At 69.5% G+C, this 19,423-nt stretch carries 14 protein-coding genes; 11 read left to right on the plus strand and 3 right to left on the minus strand.

Annotation, left to right across the window (positions count from 1 at the left end):
* Positions 1-70: 70 nt before the first annotated feature.
* Positions 71-2,731 carry a transglycosylase domain-containing protein gene (locus tag ACFY2L_RS19715; protein ID WP_390822923.1) on the minus strand — a complete coding sequence of 887 codons (2,661 nt, stop codon included), beginning with the start codon at positions 2,729-2,731 and terminating at the stop codon, positions 71-73.
* Between the two features lie 362 nt (positions 2,732-3,093).
* On the opposite strand from ACFY2L_RS19715, the gene ACFY2L_RS19720 reads away from it, so the two are divergent.
* The 4 genes from ACFY2L_RS19720 to ACFY2L_RS19735 all read left to right on the plus strand — a co-directional run bounded on the left by ACFY2L_RS19720 (position 3,094) and on the right by ACFY2L_RS19735 (position 6,876).
* Entirely contained in the window at positions 3,094-3,774 is a 681-nt protein-coding gene (locus ACFY2L_RS19720; RefSeq protein WP_390659805.1) for a PadR family transcriptional regulator, read from the plus strand.
* 44 nt (positions 3,775-3,818) lie between these two features.
* Complete coding sequence (locus ACFY2L_RS19725) at positions 3,819-4,901, plus strand: inositol-3-phosphate synthase (RefSeq protein WP_390659804.1); 1,083 nt, start codon at positions 3,819-3,821, stop codon at positions 4,899-4,901.
* A gap of 97 nt (positions 4,902-4,998) precedes the next feature.
* Complete coding sequence (locus ACFY2L_RS19730; protein WP_390659803.1) at positions 4,999-6,261, plus strand: MFS transporter; 1,263 nt, start codon at positions 4,999-5,001, stop codon at positions 6,259-6,261.
* Positions 6,262-6,390: 129 nt separating this feature from the next.
* A complete protein-coding gene (locus tag ACFY2L_RS19735) occupies positions 6,391-6,876 on the plus strand; it encodes a hypothetical protein (protein WP_390659802.1) in 486 nt (161 codons plus the stop codon).
* A gap of 104 nt (positions 6,877-6,980) precedes the next feature.
* Here the strand turns inward: ACFY2L_RS19735 and ACFY2L_RS19740 are convergent, their stop codons facing one another.
* Positions 6,981-8,447 (minus strand): CCA tRNA nucleotidyltransferase, encoded by a 1,467-nt coding sequence (locus ACFY2L_RS19740; RefSeq protein WP_390822924.1) that lies wholly within the window; start codon positions 8,445-8,447, stop codon positions 6,981-6,983.
* Positions 8,448-8,705: 258 nt separating this feature from the next.
* Here ACFY2L_RS19740 and ACFY2L_RS19745 point away from each other — a divergent pair, with 258 nt between their 5' ends.
* The 7 genes from ACFY2L_RS19745 (at position 8,706) to trxA (ending at position 18,432) form a co-directional block, all read left to right on the plus strand.
* The gene (locus tag ACFY2L_RS19745; protein ID WP_390822925.1) at positions 8,706-11,102 is read left to right on the plus strand and encodes a DUF6049 family protein; all 2,397 of its coding nucleotides are present in this window, start codon (positions 8,706-8,708) and stop codon (positions 11,100-11,102) included.
* 44 nt (positions 11,103-11,146) lie between these two features.
* Positions 11,147-13,420, plus strand: coding sequence for a murein biosynthesis integral membrane protein MurJ (gene murJ, locus ACFY2L_RS19750; protein ID WP_390659799.1), 2,274 nt, complete (start codon positions 11,147-11,149; stop codon positions 13,418-13,420).
* 137 nt (positions 13,421-13,557) lie between these two features.
* The gene (locus tag ACFY2L_RS19755) at positions 13,558-15,252 is read left to right on the plus strand and encodes a protein kinase family protein (protein ID WP_390822926.1); all 1,695 of its coding nucleotides are present in this window, start codon (positions 13,558-13,560) and stop codon (positions 15,250-15,252) included.
* Between the two features lie 20 nt (positions 15,253-15,272).
* A complete protein-coding gene (gene sigM, locus ACFY2L_RS19760; protein WP_390659797.1) occupies positions 15,273-15,998 on the plus strand; it encodes an RNA polymerase sigma factor SigM in 726 nt (241 codons plus the stop codon).
* Positions 15,995-16,921, plus strand: coding sequence for a hypothetical protein (locus ACFY2L_RS19765; protein ID WP_390822927.1), 927 nt, complete (start codon positions 15,995-15,997; stop codon positions 16,919-16,921). Before sigM ends, ACFY2L_RS19765 begins: the two co-directional genes overlap by 4 nt.
* 165 nt (positions 16,922-17,086) lie before the next feature.
* A complete protein-coding gene (trxB, locus tag ACFY2L_RS19770) occupies positions 17,087-18,055 on the plus strand; it encodes a thioredoxin-disulfide reductase (RefSeq protein WP_390659795.1) in 969 nt (322 codons plus the stop codon).
* Between the two features lie 44 nt (positions 18,056-18,099).
* A complete protein-coding gene (gene trxA / locus ACFY2L_RS19775) occupies positions 18,100-18,432 on the plus strand; it encodes a thioredoxin (RefSeq protein ID WP_390659794.1) in 333 nt (110 codons plus the stop codon).
* A gap of 90 nt (positions 18,433-18,522) precedes the next feature.
* Here the strand turns inward: trxA and ACFY2L_RS19780 are convergent, their stop codons facing one another.
* On the minus strand, positions 18,523-19,140 hold the full coding sequence (locus ACFY2L_RS19780; protein ID WP_390659793.1) for a GNAT family N-acetyltransferase: 618 nt from the start codon (positions 19,138-19,140) through the stop codon (positions 18,523-18,525).
* Positions 19,141-19,423 lie beyond the last annotated feature (283 nt).

Below are 19,423 nucleotides of genomic sequence, written 5' to 3' on the forward strand. Positions count from 1 at the left end.
GGGGCGGCTCTCGTTTCACGTGGAACATCTCCCTGTTTCACGTGAAACGCCCGTGGTGGGCGGAATGCGATTAACCGGAGCCTCCGAAGAGGCCTCCGTTCTGATTGCCTCGGGTGCTGTCGGTCTCGGTCGTCGTCGGTGTCGGTGAGGTGTCCCCGCCCGTGCCGCCGTTCGTGGTGCCGGCGTCCGTGCCGCCGTTGTTGTTGCACTGGAAGAAGTTGTTGCAGGTCTCCGTCGCCGTGGGCGAGGGCTGCGTCTCCGTCTCCGTGGCACTCGGCGTCGGGGACGGCTCCGTCTCCTCGGTCTCGGTGGCCGTCGGGGTCGGCGTGGGCGACGGTTCCGCGTTGACGACCTCACCGATGGGCTCGGGCTCCGGGAAGCCCTCCTTCGGCATGCCCTCCAGGGCCTCGGCCATGTAGTCGTGCCAGATCTGCGCCGGGAACGAGGCGCCGTGGATCTTCTCCTCGCCACCCGTGCCGAACATCTCCAGGAACGTCCGGTTCTTGTTCTTCTCGTTGTCGTCCAGCCGGAACATGCTGACCGCGGTCGACAGCTGAGGGGTGTACCCCACGAACCAGGCCGACTTGTTGCCGTCGGTCGTACCGGTCTTGCCGGCCACCTCACGGCCGGGCAGCTGGGCGTTGGTACCGGTGCCCTTCTCCACCACGGTCTTCAGGACGTCCGTGACGTTGTCGGCGACCTTCGAGGTGAAGGCCTGGTTCGTCTCGGTCTTGTGCGTGAAGATCTGGCCTTCCTCGCTCGTGACCTTCTCGACCGAGTACGGGTCCCGCTGCTTGCCGCTGGCGGCGAAGGTCGCGTAGGCGCCCGCCATGCGGATCGCGCTCGGGTCGGAGATGCCGATCGAGAACGACGGGAAGGTGGTACCGGTGAGGCTGCCCTCCCGCAGGCCGGCGCTGGTGGCGGCCTCCTTCACCTTGTCCAGGCCGACATCCATGCCGAGCTGCACGAAGGCGGAGTTCACCGACTCGCGCATCGCCTCACGCAGGTCGATCTTGTAGTCCGGCGGAGAGCCGTACGAGGCGTTGCCGTCATTGGTCTGCAGCCACTCCTCGCCCTTCTCGTTCTTCCAGACCGTCCTGTTGTAGTCCTGGATCTTGAGCTTGTTCTTGCCGCTGAACAGGCTCTCCGGGGAGACGATGGTGCGCTCGTCCTGCGCCTGGGAGGACCCCAGGTCGGGATCGCGCACGCCCCAGGTCATCGCGGCCGCCAGCACGAACGGCTTGAACGTCGAACCGACCTGGGCACCGGTTTCGTCGGCGTTGTCGGTGAAGTGCTTGGTCGCGTCCTCGCCGCCGTAGATGGCCCGGATGGCACCGGTGTCCGGTTCCACGGACGCCCCGCCGAACTGGACGTGCGTGTCCGTCTCCGGGCGCTCCTTCGGCTTGATCTTGGCCTTCTGGACCTTCTGCACGGCTTCCTCGAGCTGCTCGACCTTCTTCCTGTCGAAGGTCGTGTAGATCGAGTAACCGCCCTGCTGCAGCAGGTTCTGGGTGATCCCGGTCTCCTTGCTGTGGGTGACCAGGTAACCGTTGGCGAGGTCGACGAGGTAGCCGATCTGCCCCTTCAGGTCGGTGTTCGACCGGGGGTTCTTCACCACGGGGAGCTTCGTGTACTTGGCCCGGGTCTGGGCGTCGAGATGGCCGTACTCGACCATCTTGGTGAGGGTGTCCTGCATCTGGAGCAGGGCCCGCTTGCTGTTCTTGGCGGGCGTGGCGCCGGTCGGGTCGATGGAGGTCGCGCCCGCGGGGTCGTAGTACGTGGCGCCCTTCAGCATGGCGGCCAGGAACGCGCACTCACCCGGGTTGAGCTTGATCGCGTCCTTGTCGAAGTAGGCGCGGGCGGCGGCCTGGATCCCGTACGCGTTACGGCCGTAGTACGCGGAGTTCAGGTAGCCGGCCATGATCTTGTTCTTGTCGACCTCGGCGCCGACCTTTATCGACACGAAGATCTCCTTGAACTTACGGGAGATCGTCTGCGACTGGTCGTTGAGCATCGCGTTCTTGACGTACTGCTGGGTGATGGTCGAACCACCCTGAGTCTGTCCGCCCCGGGCCATGTTGAACAGGGCGCGGGCGATGCCCTTGGGGTCGATGCCGCTGTCCTCGTAGAACGTCTTGTTCTCCTGCGAGATCACCGCCCATCGCATCTCCTCCGGGATCTGCGACAGGTCGATGTTCTGCCGGTTCGTCTCCCCACCGGTGGCCACCATCTGGGTGCCGTCTTTCCAGTAGTAGACGTTGTTCTGGGCGGTCGCCGTCTTGGCGACGTCCGGCACGCCCACCATGGCGTAGCCGATGCCCGCCACCGCCACCAGACTGCCGACGAAGCCGACGAACAGGCCCGCGACGAGTTTCCAGGACGGCATCCAGCGCTGCCAGCCGTACCTGTCGGCGCGCGGATAGTCGATCAGGCGCTTCCTGCCGGGCGCGGAGCGCCCTCTGGGGTCGGCCGGGCCGCCTCGGCGGCCGCTCGCGGGCTCGGGACCTCTACGCCGACCACCCGAGCCTCTCTGGGCCGCGCGTCGGGCCTCGGCGCGGCCGCCGTACGACTGCTCCTCGCTTCCCGACCCGTGGCCCAACCCATAGTCGGCAGGAGATCCGGTGGCGCCTCGCGGTGCGCGGCGGCCCGGGGGCGGCCCGGACTGGCCGCGTCGGGCCGCGGCACGTCCGCCTCCCTGCGGCTGCGGCGGTTTGCGACGGTGCTCGCTCATCGAACGATTACTCCTAGGGCAGGCGCATCCGTGCGCGCCTGGAAAGGGCGGCTGGTTTCCTGTCCCCCCGAAGTACGGATGCGGTCGGTCGCGCATTCACCCGTACGGCACCGGGGACCTCGACGCCCCCCGGCGTCCCATGGGTTCCGGTGGTGTGCATGGCGCACAGACTACGCACCGTCAAAACCTGCCCAGCCCCGAGGTTCACCCCAAATCAGGCAAGTTGCCTGTAACTAATCGGTGATGTGATCCCGTTCACCGTCTTCCCTCTTGTCCCATCCGGAAGGCCGTTCTATCGTCATGATGTATCGAGTCGATACATCAGAGCGAGATAAGCGGACCAGGGACGAGAGGAGGCGACGGTGAGCCGACGCTCCGGCATCCTCGAGTTCGCCGTACTCGGCCTGCTCCGCGAATCCCCGATGCACGGCTACGAGCTGCGCAAACGGCTCAACACATCGCTGGGGGTGTTCCGTGCGTTCAGCTACGGGACGCTGTACCCCTGCCTGAAGACGCTGGTCGCCAACGGCTGGTTGATCGAGGAGCCGGGAACCACGTCCGAGGACGCCCTCGCCGCGCCCCTCGCGGGGCGGCGCGCAAAGATCGTCTACCGTTTGACGGCGGAAGGTAAGGAACACTTCGAGGACCTGCTCTCGCAGACGGGCCCCGACGCCTACGAGGACGAGCACTTCGCCGCCCGTTTCGCCTTCTTCGGGCAGACGTCGCGCGATGTGCGGATGCGCGTCCTGGAGGGCCGCCGCAGCCGGCTGGAGGAGCGGCTGGAGAAGATGCGCGCCTCGCTGGCGCGCACCCGGGAGCGCCTCGACGACTACACGCTTGAGCTCCAGCGCCATGGGATGGAGTCCGTGGAGCGCGAAGTGCGCTGGCTGAACGAGCTCATCGAGAGCGAGCGGGCCGGACGGGACCTGAAGGGTTCCGCTTCCGGGGGGACCGCTCAGCAGAACACCAATGGAGCGCCGGGCGTCCTGCCCCGTCCCGGGGACACCCCCGGGACGGATACGCCCGGCGACACCACCACGTGAGCGCCCATCCAGGGCCTCACTCGTACACACAGGGAGCAACCGGAATGGGTTCGGTTCGCGTAGCCATCGTCGGTGTGGGCAACTGCGCCGCATCGCTGGTGCAGGGCGTCGAGTACTACAAGGACGCCGACCCGGCGTCCAAGGTCCCGGGCCTGATGCACGTCCAGTTCGGCGAGTACCACGTCCGTGACGTCGAGTTCGTCGCCGCGTTCGACGTGGACGCCAAGAAGGTCGGGCTCGACCTGGCGGACGCCATCGGCGCGTCCGAGAACAACACCATCAAGATCTGCGACGTGCCCAACACCGGTGTCACCGTGCAGCGCGGCCACACCCTCGACGGTCTCGGCAAGTACTACCGCCAGACCATCGAGGAGTCCGCCGAGGAGCCGGTCGACGTCGTCCAGATCCTCAAGGACAAGCAGGTCGACGTCCTCGTCTGCTACCTGCCCGTCGGCTCCGAGGACGCGGCGAAGTTCTACGCCCAGGCGGCCATCGACGCCAAGGTCGCCTTCGTCAACGCCCTCCCGGTCTTCATCGCCGGCACCAAGGAGTGGGCGGACAAGTTCACCGAGGCGGGCGTCCCGATCGTCGGCGACGACATCAAGTCCCAGGTCGGCGCCACCATCACGCACCGCGTCATGGCGAAGCTGTTCGAGGACCGCGGTGTCATCCTGGACCGCACCATGCAGCTGAACGTCGGCGGCAACATGGACTTCAAGAACATGCTCGAGCGCGAGCGCCTGGAGTCCAAGAAGATCTCCAAGACGCAGGCCGTCACCTCGCAGATCCCCGACCGGGAGCTTGGCGAGAAGAACGTCCACATCGGCCCGTCCGACTACGTCGCCTGGCTCGACGACCGCAAGTGGGCGTACGTCCGCCTCGAGGGCCGCGCCTTCGGTGACGTTCCGCTGAACCTGGAGTACAAGCTCGAGGTCTGGGACTCCCCGAACTCCGCGGGTGTCATCATCGACGCCCTGCGTGCCGCGAAGATCGCCAAGGACCGCGGCATCGGCGGCCCGATCCTGTCGGCGTCGAGCTACTTCATGAAGTCCCCGCCGGTCCAGTACTTCGACGACGAGGCCCGCGAGAACGTGGAGAAGTTCATCCGCGGCGAGGTCGAGCGCTAACTCGTCCGAGCGCGCTGAAAATTCGCTCCTGCCAGGGCTGAGGAGGGTCCCCGGGTCGCACGACCCGGGGACCCTCCCGTATGTGAGGCTGGGCCCCATGGCCGTCGTCCGTGATCTGCGCGTCCTCCTGCGCCTCGGCAACTTCCGGCGCCTTCTCGCCGTGCGGCTGCTGTCCCAGTGCGCCGACGGCGTCTACCAGGTCGCGCTCGCCACGTACGTCGTCTTCTCCCCCGAGAAACAGACCTCGGCCGCGGCCATCGCCTCCGCGATGGCCGTCCTGCTCCTCCCGTACTCCCTGGTCGGCCCCTTCGCCGGAGTCCTGCTGGACCGCTGGCGCCGCCGCCAGGTCTTCCTCCACGGCAATGTGCTGCGCGCCCTGCTGGCGTCCGCGACGGCCGTCCTGATGGTCAGCCAGGTACCCGACTGGCTCTTCTACGTCTCGGCGCTGTGCGTCACCGCCGTCAACCGCTTCGTCCTCGCGGGCCTGTCGGCGGCCCTGCCGCGGGTGGTCGACGCCGAGCGTCTGGTGCTGGCCAACTCCCTCTCCCCGACCGCCGGAACGCTGGCCGCGGTCGCGGGCGGCGGCCTCGCCTTCGTCGTACGGCTGGCGATCGCGGACACCGACGCCGCGGTGGTCCTGCTCGGCAGCGCGCTGTACCTGTGCGCCGCGCTCATGTCCCTGACCATGGCCCCGGACCTGCTCGGGCCCGAACGGGACCGCGTCCCGGCCCGGTTGACGGCCGCCCTCAGCGGCACCGCCCGCGGGCTGGCCGCCGGCGTACGCCATCTGGCCGAGCCGGAGCGCAGACCGGCAGCCCGGGCGCTCGGCTCGATCGCGCTGATGCGGTTCTGCTACGGCGCCCTGACCGTCATGGTGCTGATGCTGTGCCGGTACGCCTGGTCGTCGGACACCGACGAGGGACTGGCCCTGCTGGGCCTGGCCGTGGGGATCTCCGGCGTCGGTTTCTTCGTCGCGGCCGTGGTGACCCCGTGGGCCGCGGTACGGCTGGGGCCGGGCCGCTGGATCGTCGTCTGCTCCGCGGCCGCCGCCGTCCTGGAGCCGGCCCTGATGCTCCCGTTCACCCGGGTGACCACGTTCGTCGCGGCCTTCGTCCTCGGACTGGTCACCCAGGGCGCCAAGATCGCGACCGACACCATCGTCCAGTTCGCCGTGGAGGACGGATTCCGCGGCCGGATCTTCTCCCTCTACGACGTCCTCTTCAACGTCGCCTTCGTCGGCGCCGCCGGTGTGGCCGCCCTGATGCTGCCCCCTGACGGCCGCTCAGCGGCACTGGTGGTCACGGTCGCCGTTATCTACGGAGCGATTGCGGGAACTATGGCCCGCTTTGAACGCCCGTAAGTGTCACATCAAAGACACAGAGTTCCCCTGGAGGCGGGGACTGTCAGTGGCGGCCGGTACTTTACGTGGGTCTTATTTCGCGCCACGCGCAGATGTTCTCGCGCACCCATGTTCTAGGGGGACCCCAGCATGACCACTCCGCCGCCTCCGCAGGGCCAGAACCCGTACGCCCAGCCCACCGTGCCCTCGGGGCAGCAGCCCGGTCAGCCGGGAGTCCCGCAGCAGCCCTACGCCCCGTTCCCGAACCAGGGCGCTCCGGTCACCCCGCCGCCCCCGCCGGCCCGGAACGGCGGCAAGAAGGTCCTGCGGATCGTCGGCGCCATCGTGGTCGGCATACTCGTGCTCGGCGTGAAGTTCGGTATCGGCTGGTGGGCCGACCGCACCGACGCGGAGACCACGTCGGTGGGCGCCTGCATGCACAACGACGGCAACAACACCGAGCCCGACCTCCAGGAGGTCGACTGCTCGTCAAGCGACGCGCAGTACAAGGTCGTCGAGAAGTTCGACGACACCAGCGACGACAGCAAGTGTGAGGCCGTCACCGCGGCGGAGATCTCCTACATCCAGTACGGCAGCGGCCACGACGTGGTGCTCTGCCTGAAAGAAGTCAAGTAGCAGCACGGCTGTCATGAGCGAGGGCCGGTGTTTCACGTGAAACACCGGCCCTCGCCATGTTCCGGGGTGATGTTTCACGTGAAACACAGCCCCCTTGCACGGCCTCAGTTCTGCTCGGCCCACCACTCCTTGAGGGCGGCGACCGCCGCGTCGTACTCCATCGGACCGTTCTCCAGGCGCAGTTCCAGCAGGTGCTTGTACGCCTTGCCGATGACCGGGCCGGGGCCGACGCCCAGGATCTCCATGATCTGGTTGCCGTCGAGATCGGGGCGGATCGAGTCGAGCTCCTCCTGCTCCTTGAGCTGGGCGATGCGCTCCTCCAGACCGTCGTACGCCCGCGAGAGGGCGGCGGCCTTGCGCTTGTTGCGGGTCGTGCAGTCCGAGCGGGTCAGCTTGTGGAGGCGCTCGAGAAGCGGTCCCGCGTCGCGCACGTAACGGCGGACGGCGGAGTCGGTCCACTCGCCCGTGCCATAGCCGTGGAAGCGCAGGTGGAGCTCGACGAGGCGGGAGACGTCCTTCACCAGGTCGTTGGGGTACTTCAGCGCCGTCATGCGCTTCTTGGTCATCTTCGCCCCGACCACCTCGTGGTGGTGGAACGAGACCCTGCCGTCCTTCTCGAACCGCCGGGTGCGCGGCTTGCCGATGTCATGGAGCAGCGCGGCGAGCCGCAGCGTCAGGTCGGGGCCGTTCTCCTCCAGCGCGATCGCCTGTTCCAGCACGATCAGCGTGTGGTCGTAGACGTCCTTGTGCCGGTGGTGCTCGTCGCTCTCCAGCCGCAGGGCGGGCAGCTCCGGCAGCACATGGCCGGCGAGGCCGGTGTCCACCAGGAGGGCCAGGCCCTTGCGAGGGTGCGCGGAGAGGATCAGCTTGTTCAGCTCGTCCCGTACCCGTTCCGCGGAGACGATCGTGAGGCGCTCGGACATCTCCTTCATCGCCGTGACGACCTCGGGGGCGACCTCGAAGTCGAGCTGGGCGGCGAACCGGGCGGCGCGCATCATGCGCAGCGGGTCGTCCGAGAAGGACTCCTCGGGCGTACCCGGGGTGCGCAGCACCCGGGCCGCGAGGTCGTCGAGGCCGCCGTGCGGGTCGATGAACTCCTTCTGCGGAAGCGCCACGGCCATCGCGTTCACGGTGAAGTCACGCCGGACGAGGTCCTGCTCGATGGAGTCGCCGTACGACACCTCGGGCTTGCGCGAGGTGCGGTCGTACGCCTCGGAGCGGTAGGTCGTCACCTCGATCTGGAAGCTTCGGACCGCGTCCCCGACACGGGCCTCCTTCTGGGCGCCGACCGTGCCGAAGGCGATGCCGACCTCCCAGACCGCGTCCGCCCACGGCCGCACGATCTTCAGGACGTCCTCGGGACGGGCGTCGGTCGTGAAGTCCAGGTCGTTGCCGAGCCGGCCGAGCAGCGCGTCCCGCACCGAGCCGCCGACCAGGGCGAGTGAGAACCCGGCCTCCTGGAAGCGGCGGGCGAGGTCGTCGGCGACAGGCGCGATCCGCAGCAGTTCACTCACCGCGCGGTGCTGCACCTGGCTCAGGGCACTGGGGGTGTCTTCGTTGGCGTTCGGCACAACAGAAAAGGGTACGTGGCCCGGCGGGCCCCGGGCTCCCGGATTACGACCGGCGGACACCTGCGTCGATAGCCGTCGAAGATCAGCGTTTGAGCTTTTTCACACCTACTTCTCCTTATACGCGAACATAGAGGACAGGAGGAAGGCCTCACCTGATCTTGCAGGGCCCTCCGCGGCACTTCACCTCAGCGCACCTCGTTACCATGCGTGGACGCACTTTCCGACGACCACTGACGACGACGAGAGACGGGCGAACGCGTGGCCGAGGCGGCAGACTTCCCGGGGATGAGTCCCTCACCTGCCCGCCGGTGGCTGCGGCGCACCGGAGCACTGCTCGCCGGGGCGCCTCTGCTGGCCGGTCTGCTCCAGCTGTCCGCATTCCCGGCGCACGCCGACACCCCGGCGGCCGCCAAGGAAGCCGCCGACACCGGCTCGGTCGCCGTCGCCGTCGACTCCCTCAGTCCCGCCGTCCCCACCGACGGCGACACCGTGACCGTCTCCGGCACGGTGACCAACAACGGCAAGCAGGCCGTCACCGACGCGCACGTCGGCCTGCGGGTGGGATCCGCGCTGACCACGCGCTCGGCGATCGACGACGCCGCGAAGGGCACAAGGGCCCTCACCGGCGCCTACGGCTCCGAAGTGGGCGGCAAGTACGTCGCCGAGTTCTCCGAACTCACCCCGGGCGTGGCCGAGCACTTCAGCATCTCCGTACCCGTGGACGAGCTGGACCTCGGCCGTGAGGGCGTCTACCCGCTCGGCGTCTCCCTCTCGGGTGAGGCCTCCGCGCAGCAGTGGGAGCAGGTGCTGGGCATCCAGCGGACCTTCCTGCCCTGGCAGCCCGACGGGGCGGACAAGGCGACGAAGACCACGGTGCTGTGGCCGCTGATCTCCACCGTCCACATGACGGCGGAGACGGGTTCGAACGCGCAGCAGACGCCCGTCTTCCGCAACGAGGACCTGGCCGAGGAGATCGCCCCCGGCGGCCGCCTCGACCAGCTGCTGAGTCTCGGCAAGGACCTCGACGTCACCTGGGTGATCGACCCGGACCTGCTGGCGTCCGTCGACGCCATGACCGGCAGCTACCGGGTCCGCACCGACGGCGACACCACCAGGGCCGGCACCCACCAGGCGGTCGCCAAGCAGTGGCTCGCCGAGCTGCAGCAGGCGGTGGCCGAGAAGGAGGTCGTCGCACTGCCCTTCGCCGACCCGGACCTGGCCTCCCTCGCCCACAACGGCACCGGTGTGGCCGGCTCGCTGAGCCAGCTGAAGGCGGCCACCGACGTCGCCGCGACCACGGTGGAGACGGTGCTCCACGTGACCCCGAGCACCGACTTCGCCTGGCCGGTGGACGGGGCCGTCGACCCGTCGATCGTGAAGGTCGCCACCTCCGCCGGCGCGGACAGGGTGATCGCCCGCAGCGACAGCCTGGCGGAGACCGGCGGCCTGACCTACACCCCCTCCGCGGCGCGGCCCATCGGCGGCGGCACCACGGCGGTGGTCGCGGACGCGCGCCTGTCCAAGACCTTCCAGGGGGACCTGACGAAGGCGTCCGCGTCCACGCTCGCGGTGCAGGAGTTCCTCGCCCAGAGCCTGACGCTGAACCTGCAGACGAACAAGCAGCGCAGCATCGTCGTGGCCCCGCAGCGCACGCCCACCGCGAGCCAGGCCCAGGCGATGGCGGCAGCGGTCACGGCCCTCCAGGGCAGCGGCTGGTCGCAGGCGGAGGACCTCACGGCGGCCGCCGCGGCCAAGCCCGACGGCGGTGCCACCACGAAGGTGCCGTCGCGGTCCGCCTACCCCTCCTCGCTGCGCAAGCAGGAGCTGCCGAAGTCGGCCTTCGAGCAGATCGCGGCCACGCAGGACAAGCTCGACAACTTCAAGGTGATCCTCGCCGACAAGTCCCGGGTGGTGACCCCCTTCGGGCGGGCCATGAACCGGGAGATGTCCGCTTCGTGGCGGGGCCGGTCCACGGCGGCCGGCACCTTCCGCGAGGGCGTGCTGTCCTACCTCGACACCCTCACCGACCAGGTCAAGCTGATCGACAAGTCGGAGACCAAGCTCTCCGGGCGCAGCGCCACGATCCCCGTGACCGTGCAGAACAACCTGGTACAGGGCGTCGACCATCTGATCCTCCGGCTCAGCTCGACCAACGACACCCGCCTGGAGATCGGCGGCCACGTCTACGCGGAGCAGCGCATCGAGGTCTCCGGCGGACACAGCACGACGGTGAAGTTCACCACGTCCGCCAACGTGAACGGCCAGACCACGGTGGTCGCCCAGCTGTACACCGAGGACGGCCAGGAGTACGGCGACCCGGTCGTCTTCGACGTGAAGGTCACCGAGATCACGGCCACCGTCATGCTGGTCATCGGCGGCGGTGTCCTGCTGCTCGTGCTGGCCGGCTTCCGCATGTACACCCAGCGCAAGCGGGCCGCGGCCCGCGAGGCGGAGGAAGCGGAGGAGGCCGGCGCCGAGGAGACCGACGAGGCCGACGGCGGCCCGGGTGAGCACCAGGGATCCGAGGACCGTACGGAGGAAGAGTCGGCTGCCCGCTCCGGGGCAGACGACCCGGAGCAGCCGAGTGACGGGAGCCCGGACACCGCAGCGGAAAGCACGGCCCCCTCGGGCACGGGTGAGAGAGTGGACCGTTGAGGATGTCGTGGCCGGTGGGCCCGGGACGATGAGGTGGGGTAGCCATGAACGCGCCGTACGAGGGTGACCGCGGCCAGGCCGCGGGCAGCTCGGGTCACCCCGAGGGCCCGCCGCCCGAGCACGGCCAGGTGCCGCCGCAGCACCCCGCGGACATGTACCTCCAGGACGCCTACGACCAGGACCCCTACCGGTCCCAGGACCTCAGCGCGCAGGACCCGGTCGCCGAGGCGCTCTACGACCGTGCCGCGCACCCCCCGCCGCCCCCGGGCACGTACCAGCCGCAGCAGCCGCTCTACGGCAGCCCCGCGCAGTCGCCGTACGCGCCCGACCCGCGCGTGTGGGCCCAGCCGCCGGCGCCCGAGCCCGAGGGCCCCAGCCAGTACCTGCCCTACGGCGACGACCCGCGCACCACCCAGTTCGTGGGCGTGGACGACCTGGTGTCGCACTCCGGCGAGCAGCACCAGCCCGACGCCTTCGCGCATCTCTTCAAGGACCAGCAGCAGGGCGGCGTGCGCCCGCAGGCCGACTCTCCGGCCGTGCCGGGGCCGGCCCACGCCCCGGGCGGGCCCGCCGCGGCGCAGAACCACGCTCCGGCGGCCCCGTCGCCGGCGGCCGACCGGACCATGAACCTCACCGCCACGCCGGCCGAGGCCCCCGAGCCCCCCGCGGCCCCCGCCGCGAAGAAGGGCGGTCGCGCGGCCGGACTGCTGAAGTCCAGCGCCGTGATGGCCGCGGGCACGATGGTCTCCCGCCTCACCGGCTTCGTCCGCTCCGCGCTGATCGTCTCCGCGCTCGGCGTCGGCCTTCTCGGCGACACCTTCCAGGTCGCCTACCAGCTGCCGACGATGATCTACATCCTGACCGTCGGAGGCGGCCTCAACTCCGTCTTCGTGCCGCAGCTCGTGCGCGCCATGAAGGAGGACGAGGACGGCGGCGAGTCCTACGCCAACCGGCTGCTGACCCTGGTCATGGTGGCGCTGGGCGTGCTCACGGTCGCCGCGATCGCCGCCGCCCCCCTCCTGATCCGGGCCCTGTCCGACCCGGTCGCCAGCGACCCGGCGGCCAACGAGGTCGGCATCACGTTCGTCCGCTACTTCCTGCCCTCGATCTTCTTCATGGGCGTCCACGTCGTGATGGGTCAGATCCTCAACGCGCGCGGCAAGTTCGGCGCGATGATGTGGACCCCGGTCCTGAACAACATCGTCATCATCGTGACGCTGGGCATGTTCATCTGGGTCTACGGCACCGCCGCCGACTCCGGCATGAAGGTCACGTCCATCCCGCCGGAGGGCCAGCGGCTGCTCGGCATCGGCGTCCTGCTCGGCCTGGTCGTGCAGGCCCTGGCGATGATCCCCTACCTGCGGGAGACCGGCTTCCGGCTGCGGCCGCGCTTCGACTGGCGGGGCCACGGCCTCGGCAAGGCCGTGACGCTCGCCAAGTGGACCTTCCTGTTCGTCCTCGCCAACCAGGCCGGCGCGATCGTCGTGTCCCAGCTGTCGACCGCCGCGGGCAAGGAGTCCCCCGTCGACGGCACCGGCTTCGCCGCCTACGCCAACGCCCAGCTGATCTGGGGCCTGCCGCAGGCCATCATCACCGTCTCGCTGATGGCCGCCCTGCTGCCGCGCATCTCCCGCTCGGCGGCCGAGGGCGACGGCGGCGCGGTCCGCGAGGACATCTCCCAGGGCCTGCGCACCACCGCCGTCGCGATCGTGCCGATCGCCTTCGGCTTCCTCGCCCTCGGCATCCCGATGTGCACCCTGATCTTCGGATCCTCCGGCACCAGCGAGGCCACCAACATGGGCTTCATGCTGATGGCCTTCGGCCTCGGCCTGATCCCCTACTCGGTGCAGTACGTCGTCCTGCGCGCCTTCTACGCCTACGAGGACACCCGCACCCCCTTCTACAACACGGTCATCGTGGCCGCGGTCAACGCGAGCGCCTCGGCGGTCTGTTACTTCGTCCTCCCGGCCCGCTGGGCGGTGGTGGGCATGGCGGCCGCCTACGGCCTGGCCTACGCGATCGGCGTCGGCGTCGCCTGGAACCGGCTGCGCAAGCGGCTCGGCGGCGACCTCGACGGCTCCCACGTCCTGCGCACCTACGCCCGGCTGTGCATCGCCTCCGTACCGGCGGCGCTGATCAGCGGCGCGGCCTGCTACGGCATCGCGCACAGCGTGGGCCAGGGCGTCCTGGGCTCCTTCGCCGCGCTGCTGGCCGGAGGCGCCCTGCTGCTCGGCATCTTCTTCGTCGCCGCCCGCCGCATGCGCATCGAGGAGCTCAACTCCCTCGTCGGCATGGTCCGCGGGCGCCTGGGCCGCTGAACGAGGGGGTACGCGCACAACCATCGTCAGCCGCCGCGTGTCGTGCATAGCGGCGGACTGTGGGCACAATTGGATCCGGCGTCGGACGGCGCGCACGAGGTCGGCGGCGCGCATGGGATGGGGAGGCAGGAACGACGGTGGCGGAACGGAGCACAGCTGCCGTCGACGTGGCAGACAACAGCGGCGACGAGCCGCTGACCGCACAGGCGGACCAGTCCACGGCCGACGGGGTGGCCAAGAACCGGGAGCGGGACACGGACAGCGACGAGGCACAGGGGAGTAGCGGGACCGAGCATCCCGGCAAGGCCTCGACGCCTGAACTGCACAGCGGCCACAAGCTCGCCAGACGCTATCGTCTCGAGGACTGCGTCACCCGTCTGGACGGTTTCAGCAGTTGGCGGGCCGTCGACGAGAAACTCCGCCGGGCCGTGGGCGTCCACGTGCTGCCCGCGGACCACGCACGCGCCCGTTCGGTGCTGGCCGCGGCCCGCTCCTCGGCGCTGCTCGGCGACCCCCGCTTCGTCCAGGTGCTGGACGCGGTCGAGGAGAACGACCTCGTCTACGTCGTCCACGAATGGCTGCCCGACGCCACCGAACTGACCACGCTGCTGGCGGCCGGGCCGCTGGAACCGCACGACGCGTACCAGATGGTCAGTCAGATCGCCTCGGCGATGGCCGCCGCGCACCGCGAGGGCCTGTCGCATCTGCGCCTCAACCCCAACGCGGTCCTGCGCACCTCCACCGGCCAGTGGCGCATCCGCGGCCTCGCGGTCAACGCCGCCCTGCGCGGCATCACCTCCGACACCCCGCAGCGCACCGACACGGAGGCCATCGGCGCGCTGCTGTACGCCGCGCTCACCCAGCGCTGGCCCTACGAGAACGACGCCTACGGCCTGTCCGGGCTGCCCAAGGACGTCGGGCTGATCGCCCCCGACCAGGTCCGCGCCGGCGTCCACCGGGGTCTGTCCGAGCTCACCATGCGCGCGCTCGCCAACGACGGGGCGACCGCGTCCCGGCACGAGGCCGCGTGCACGACGCCTGAGGAGCTGGTGAAGGCGATCGGCGAGATGCCCCGCATCCGCCCGCCGGAGCCCGCGTTCACCGCGCCGCCTGAGTACCAGCGAACGACGTACCAGCAGGGCACCTACGGCCGTCCCGCATCCCACCCGGGTGCCACCCAGCCGGTGCCCACCCCGCCGCCCCCGCTGCAGAGCCGCACCGGCCGCGCCCTGAAGTGGGCGGTCTCCGCCCTGCTCATCGCCGCGCTCGGCCTCGGCAGCTGGCAGCTCGCGGACGCCCTGATGGACCGAAGCAAGTCCGACGAGACGAACAAGACGCAGACGACGGACGGGGACGGCGACAAGAACAGTCCCACGAAGCCCGCGAGCCAGCCGATCACCATCACGGGTGCCCAGGACTTCGACCCCTTCGGAGACGGATCCGAGAAGCCCTCCGACATACAGAAGGCCTACGACAACAGCAGCGCAACGTACTGGCAGACGGACTTCTACAACGGCGCCAACTTCGGGAACCTGAAGCCGGGCCTCGGCATAATCCTCGATCTCGGCAAGGTCCAGCAGGTCGGTAAGGTGACCATCACGTTCCTGGGGAAGACGTCCGTCGAGTTGCGTGCCGCCTCAGGCAATTCGGGCTCGGCACCCACGTCCTTCACGTCCTACTCGAAGGTCGCAGCGGGCTCTGGTACGAGTGTGACTCTCACGCCGTCCCAGTCTGCCAAGACGCGCTACCTCCTGGTCTGGCTGACCGAGCTGCCATTGACCGAAGAGGGCACCTACCGTGGCCGCGTGGCGGACATCAAAGTAGCGAGCTGAGGCCGAGGGGAGGGGACCCGATGGCGGAAGGCGGCGGCTACGACGCGGTAGGCGATCAGGATCTCCTCGCCCGGCACGTGGAAGGCGATCCGGAGGCCTTCGGTGAGCTTGTGCGGCGTCACCGGGACCGGCTCTGGGCAGTCGCCCTGCGGACGCTCGGGGACCGGGAGGAGGCCGCTGACGCCGTCCAGGACGCCCTCGTGTCGGCCTACCGCGCCGCCCACACCTTCCGCGGCCAGTCCGCCGTCACGACCTGGCTGCACCGCATCACCGTGAACGCCTGCCTGGACCGCGCCCGGAAGGCGGCCTCCCGCAAGACATCGCCGGTCGACGACCCCGAGCGCCTGGAACAGCTGCTGGAGCCGCACGAGTCCGCCTCGGCCCCCGCCGAGCGCAACGACCTGCATCGCCAGCTCCTCGAAGCGCTCGGCACCCTCCCGCCCGATCAGCGGTCCGCCCTCGTCCTCGTCGACATGCAGGGCTACCCCGTCGCCGAGGCCGCCCGCATCCTCGACGTGCCGACCGGGACGGTGAAGAGCCGCTGCGCCCGGGGCAGAGCCAGACTCCTGCCGCTGCTCACCCATCTGCGGCCGGGAAGGACCGGCGACGAGCAGAAAAGCGGTGAGGGACGGAACCGGGCGCAGGGGACATCCGTCCCACCGGCAGCGGAGCCTCGGGACGAGGGGCCGGACCGCGCCGGGAGAGGCGATTCAGCTGCTGTGAAGGGCGGAGGTGGGCGAGCGTGACATCGATGACGGACACGACCGGGCACCCGGACGTCACGGAGATCTCCGACCTCACCGAAGGTCTGCTCACGGCTTCCCGCAGCGCCGATCTGCGCCGGCATCTCGACGGCTGCGCACTCTGCGCCGACGTCCACGCGTCGCTGGAGGAGATCCGCGGACTTCTGGGCACGGTTCCCGGTCCGCCGCGGATGCCGGACGACGTCGCCCAGCGCATCGATGCCGCCCTCGCCGCCGAAGCACTCCTCACCGCCACGGCACCGGAACCCAAGACCACCCCGGAGACCCCGCAGACGGCCTCCGCCGTCACGGCCGACGCCGAGGCACCCCACGTTTCACGTGAAACACCGGCGGGGGACCGGCCCTCGGGCCGCGCCCGTACCGCCTCCACCGGCCCGGGGCGCAAGGGCGGCAAGGACAGCACCGGCCCGCGTCGGGGCGGGCGCCGCAGGGGCGCGGTCCTGGGCGCCCTCCTGGGCGTCGCGGCCCTGGGGCTCGGTGGCGTCCTGGTGTCCTCGCTGACCGGAGACGAAGGCTCGGACGTCTCCTCGCCCGGGCAGTCCACCGCCGCGGACACCTTCGCCCAGGGCACGCTGGAGCGGAAGGTCGCGAACCTCCTCGACACGGCACAGGGATCCAAGGACCCGGACAGTCTGGCTGTCGAGAGTGCTCCCAGCAGCCCGCGGCCCAAAATCCTCCAGCAGCCCACCGTCCCTCCCTGTGTCCAGAAGGGCATCGGTCGCAGCGACGCGGCCCTCGCCACCGAGGAGGGCAGGTACCGGGGAACGGACGCCCTGCTCGTCGTGCTCCCCGATGTCTCCGACAGCACCAAGGTCGACGCGTACATCGTGGACAGGACCTGCGTCACGCACCCGTCGTCGGACCCCGCGAAGATCCTTCTGAAGAACTCCTACACCCGTCGCTGACGGCCCACCTGCGACTCCGTCCCCGGCGGCTCTCCCTACGGGGTGGTCCCTCCGTGTGCCCGGACACACCGGGAATGCGCGCCCCTTAGGATCCGTTGGGTGGGGTGAGAGTGCAGAGCAGCTCCCCCGGTCGAACGACGCAGACCAGAGACGAGGAACAAAGCCGTGAGCGACGTCCGTAACGTGATCATCATCGGCTCCGGGCCCGCCGGCTACACCGCCGCGCTCTACACCGCGCGCGCGTCGCTGAAGCCGCTGGTGTTCGAAGGTGCCGTCACCGCTGGTGGTGCGCTGATGAACACGACCGAGGTGGAGAACTTCCCCGGCTTCCAGGACGGCATCATGGGTCCCGAGCTCATGGACAACATGCGCGCGCAGGCCGAACGCTTCGGCGCCGAGCTCATCGCGGACGACATCGTCTCCGTCGACCTCACCGGGGACATCAAGACCGTCACGGACACGGCCGGCACGGTCCACCGCGCCAAGGCCGTCATCGTGGCCACCGGCTCCCAGCACCGCAAGCTCGGTCTGCCGAACGAGGACGCCCTCTCCGGCCGCGGCGTCTCCTGGTGTGCCACGTGTGACGGGTTCTTCTTCAAGGACCAGGACATCGCCGTGATCGGCGGCGGCGACACCGCGATGGAGGAGGCCACCTTCCTCTCCCGCTTCGCCAAGTCCGTCACGATCGTCCACCGTCGGGACACCCTGCGCGCCTCCAAGGCGATGCAGGAGCGCGCCTTCGCCGACCCGAAGATCAAGTTCATCTGGGACAGCGAGGTCGCCGAGATCCAGGGCGACCCGAAGCTGGCCGGCCTGAAGCTGCGCAACCTCAAGACCGGCGAACTCTCCGACCTGGCGGTCACCGGCCTGTTCATCGCGATCGGCCACGACCCGCGCACGGAGCTCTTCAAGGGCCAGCTCGACCTGGACGAGGAGGGCTACCTGAAGGTCGCCGCGCCCTCCACCCGGACGAACCTGACCGGTGTCTTCGCCGCCGGCGACGTGGTCGACCACACCTACCGCCAGGCGATCACCGCCGCCGGTACCGGCTGCTCCTCCGCTCTCGACGCCGAGCGCTACCTCGCCGCCCTCGCGGACGAGGAGCAGGCCGAGCCCGAGAAGACCGCTGTCTGATCCCCTCCTCCCGCCCCACCGCACAAGGAATTAAGGAGCCCCCTGTGGCCGGCACCCTGAAGAATGTGACCGACGCCGACTTCGATGAGGTCGTCCTCAAGAGCGACAAGCCCGTTCTGGTGGACTTCTGGGCCGAGTGGTGCGGCCCGTGCCGCCAGATCGCTCCCTCGCTCGAGGCCATCGCCGCCGAGCACGGCGACAAGATCGAGATCGTCAAGCTCAACATCGACGAGAACCCGAACACGGCCGCGAAGTACGGCGTCATGTCGATCCCGACGCTGAACGTCTACCAGGACGGCGAGGTCGCCAAGACCATCGTCGGTGCCAAGCCGAAGGCCGCGCTCGTCCGCGACCTGGAGACCTTCATCGCCGAGTGACGCGCTGTTTCACGTGAAACATGAGAAGGGGGCCGGCCCGAAAGGACCGGCCCCCTTCTCATGCCGGAACCCACCCTGGTCCCGCCACGCCTACAGCGGCCGCAGCACCGGCTCCTTCTGCACGGCCCCCAGCAGCCGGTCCAGTGCCATCTCCACGTCTTCCTTCCAGGAGAGCGTGGTCCGCAGCTCCAGCCGCAGCCGAGGGTGGGTGGGATGCGGACGCACCGTCTTGAAGCCCACCGCCAGCAGATGATCGGCAGGGAGCATGCAGCCCGGTTCCTTCCAGCGGGCGTCACCGAAGGCCTCGATCGCCTTGAAGCCCCGACGCAGCAGATCCTTGGCCACCGTCTGCACCATCACCCGGCCGAGTCCCTGCCCCTGATACCCCGGCATGATGAACGAGGTCATCAGCTGCACGGCGTCCGGTGCCACGGGGCTCGTGGGAAAAGCCGTCGAGCGGGGCACATAGGCGGGCGGAGCGTAGAGGACGAACCCGACGGGGACGTCGTCGACGTACACCACGCGCCCGCACGACCCCCAGTCCAGCAGGACGGCGGAGATCCAGGACTCCTTCTCCAGGGCTGCCCTGCCCGCCTTTACCGCGGCCTCGCCGCTGACGGGGTCCAGTTCCCAGAAGACGCACGAGCGGCAGCGCTTGGGAAGGTCCTGGAGGTTGTCCAGCGTGAGCGGTACGAGCCGACGCCCCATGAAGGCTGTTCCTCGCTTCCTTCGCCCGCGGCATCGCGAGCGGCTGTCAGAGCGCTGCGTTCCCTGAGCAGACTGCCGACGAAGCCGCCGACCACGCCCAGCCCCAGCCCCGCGCTCACCAGTCCGGTCCGGCTCATCGTTCGCATGGCCCCCGCCTCCCACTCCGAGGTGCTGCCTCGTGGATGCGCCATACCCCACCGCATCGTATCCACGACGAGATTCCCGTCGATACCGACTGAACGCAAAGAGCGAGCCGTGTTCCGGACACACCGGACACGGCTCG

It is taken from the genome of Streptomyces sp. NPDC001381, from assembly GCF_042895685.1.
Taxonomy (GTDB): domain Bacteria; phylum Actinomycetota; class Actinomycetes; order Streptomycetales; family Streptomycetaceae; genus Streptomyces.